Genomic DNA, 2,750 nt, shown 5'->3' with positions numbered 1-2,750 from the left:
CTTGCCGCGGTTGTAGTACTGGCGAACCAGTTCCTGCTGAACGCGATCCAGCGACAGGCGGTCGAAGGTTTCGCCCTCGGACAGGCCGATCTCCTTCAGGCCCTTGCGCAGGTCATCTTCCTTGATGTCCTTGTTGCCGCGCAGGGTGAGCTTGGCGATGGCCGGACGCTCGACGACCTTGACGACCAGGATGTCACCTTCACGGTTGACTTCCACGTCGCTGAAGAACTTGGTCTGGTACAGGGCGCGGATGGCGGCCTGCACCTTGTCATCGCTGACGGTGTCGCCCTTCTCGATCGGCATGTAGCTCAGCACCGTGCCCTGCGCAATGCGGGTCAGGCCGTCGATACGGATATCCGAAACGACAAACGGCTCGAAGGCAAGCGCATTGGCGGACAGGGAGGCAAGCAGGATCAGGGCGGCGATACGCTTCATCGTCGATTCCAATGGGTTAATTCCAGTCACCGGCGGACGAGGCCGGTGACCGAAGAGGAGCACGTGCCGGACTCATGCCCGGCATCGTCTGGCCGTGGGTGCTGACGCCCCCGCGGCCTGGGTAAAGAAGGTGCGCGCCCGTCACGAAACGAGCATGCGCTGGATGTCGTTGAAAAACGCCAACCCCATCAGTGTGAACAGCAAGGCGAGCCCGACGTACTGGCCGGCGATCATGGTGCGTTCGCTGACCGGGCTGCCTTTGACCAACTCAATAAGGTAATACAGCAGGTGTCCCCCGTCCAAGACGGGGATCGGCAGCAGGTTCAAGATCGCAAGACTCAGCGACACCAGCCCCAGGAAGTTGAGGAACCAGCCGAGCCCCTGGTTGGCCGCGCTGTTGGCGACCTGGGCGATGCCGATGACACCCGAGATGTTCTTCGCCGAAGCCTGGCCGGAGAGCATCTTGCCGATCATCCCCAGCGTGGAGGTGGTGCCGGCCCATGTGGCGCGCAGCGACTCGGTCAGGGCGCGGCCCGGCCCGTAGCGCAGCATGGCGGACTCGAGCGGCTTGCCGGCGATGCCGACCAGCCAGCGCGTGGGCTGACCCTGCTCGGACTTCATGCGCGCCGTGACGTCGACGCTGGAGGCGTGGCCATCGCGCTCGATGCCGAGCGCGAGCTTCGGCGATTTCGCAGCCTGGTCCTGCACGAGTTTCGTGAACGCGGCGAAATCTTCCACCGGCTGGCCGTTGACCTGGGTGATGCGGTCGCCCGGGCGCAGGCCAGCGACGGCCGCCGGATCGCCAGGCACCACTTCGCTGATGACCGCCGGCGGCGACTCGAGGTCGAGGCCCAGCTCACGGAAGCGTTTGCCGGCATCGCCGAAGGCCAGGTTCTGCACGGGCAGGACCACGTTGCGCTCGCTGCCATCGGTGCCGCGGACATGCACCGGCACGGGCTCGTTGCCGAGCAGGCCGTTGAAGAGGATGTCGGTGGCGTCGCTCCAGGTGGAGACGCGGGTGCCATCGACCGCAAGCAGGCGATCGCCCGCGTGGATGCCGGCGACGGCGGCGGGCGTGCCCGGCGCGGCCGAGATGATCGGCGCGAGGTCGGGGCGGCCCACCATGTACATGGCCCAGAACGCGACGATGGTGAAGACGAGATTGAAGACCGGGCCGGCGGCCACGATGGCGATGCGCTTCCAGACCGATTTGCCGGTGAATTCCTGGCTGCGCTCGCTCTCGGGCACGTCGCCCTCGCGGGCATCCAGCATCTTCACGTAACCGCCGAGCGGGATGGCGGCGATCTGGTATTCGGTACCGTCCTTCGCGACACGGCGCCACAGCGGCCGGCCGAAGCCCACCGAGAAACGCAGGACGCGCACGCCACAGCGGCGGGCGACCCAGTAGTGGCCGAATTCGTGGAAGGTCACCAGGACGCCAAGCGTCACCAGCAGCCAGAACACGGAACCAAGGAATGGGCTCATCGGAGGGGGCGGGTCTCGAGAAAAAACGTTTGGGTGGAACGAGTTTAGCAGTAAGCGCGGTGGAGCACGCCCCGGGCGGCCCGCCGGGCTTCAGCGTCACGCCCGACAAGGGTCTGGACATCGACCACTGGATTGGCCGGCAGTTCCTCAAGAACCCGCTCAACGACCTCCGCGATGCCCAGGAAGGGCAGGGTCCCGGCCAGGAAGGCATCCACGGCCACTTCGTTCGCCGCGTTCAGGATGGCCGTGGCGTCGCCCCCGGCGCGCAGGGCGGCGAACGCCAGTGCCACGCAGCGGAACGTAGCCAGGTCAGGCTGTTCGAAGTCGAGGCGGGCATGGGCGGCCAGGTCGAGGGGGGCGACCCCGGCCTCGATCCGCTCGGGGTAGGCGAGCGCGCAGGCGATCGCGGTGCGCATGTCGGGGTTGCCGAGCTGGGCCAGCACGGAGCCGTCCACGTAATCGACCATGGAGTGGACGAGGCTTTGCGGGTGGACGACCACGTCGATCGCATCCGCCGGCGCGCCGAACAGGTGGTGCGCCTCGATGACCTCGAGGCCCTTGTTCATCAACGTCGCCGAATCGACCGAGATCTTCCGGCCCATCGACCACTTCGGGTGTGCGCAGGCCTCATCCGGCGTGATCGCGCCGAGTTCGGCGCGCGTGCGGCCGCGGAACGGACCGCCCGACGCGGTCAGGATCAGGCGGCGGACGCCTGCCCCTGCAAGGCCAGGGCGGCCGCCGGGCAGGCACTGGAAGATGGCGTTGTGCTCGGAATCGACCGGGATGAGGTCGCCGCCGCCCTCGCGCAGGGCCTGCAGCAGCAGTTCCCC

3 protein-coding genes are annotated in these 2,750 nt (G+C 67.2%); all 3 read right to left on the bottom strand.

All coding sequences use genetic code 11. The features are described from left to right. A partial coding sequence (locus tag ACTHLF_RS08175; RefSeq protein WP_440326449.1) for a POTRA domain-containing protein occupies nt 1-435 on the bottom strand: 435 nt, incomplete at its 3' end. A gap of 141 nt (nt 436-576) precedes the next feature. Next, complete coding sequence (gene rseP / locus ACTHLF_RS08170; RefSeq protein WP_440326447.1) at nt 577-1,920, bottom strand: RIP metalloprotease RseP; 1,344 nt, start codon at nt 1,918-1,920, stop codon at nt 577-579. A gap of 44 nt (nt 1,921-1,964) precedes the next feature. Continuing rightward, a partial coding sequence (gene dxr / locus ACTHLF_RS08165; RefSeq protein ID WP_440326446.1) for a 1-deoxy-D-xylulose-5-phosphate reductoisomerase occupies nt 1,965-2,750 on the bottom strand: 786 nt, incomplete at its 5' end.

Origin of the sequence: Luteibacter sp. (assembly GCF_051958795.1) — a bacterium.
Taxonomy (GTDB): Bacteria; Pseudomonadota; Gammaproteobacteria; order Xanthomonadales; family Rhodanobacteraceae; genus Luteibacter.
Note: the sequence above shows the minus strand (reverse complement) of the source record. Positions and strands in the feature narration are given on the sequence as shown.

Coding starts and splice junctions, on each gene's coding strand:
- rseP (WP_440326447.1), bottom strand. CDS start 1,920: ATGAGCCCATTCCTTGGTTCCGTGTTCTGGCTGCTGGTGACGCTTGGC.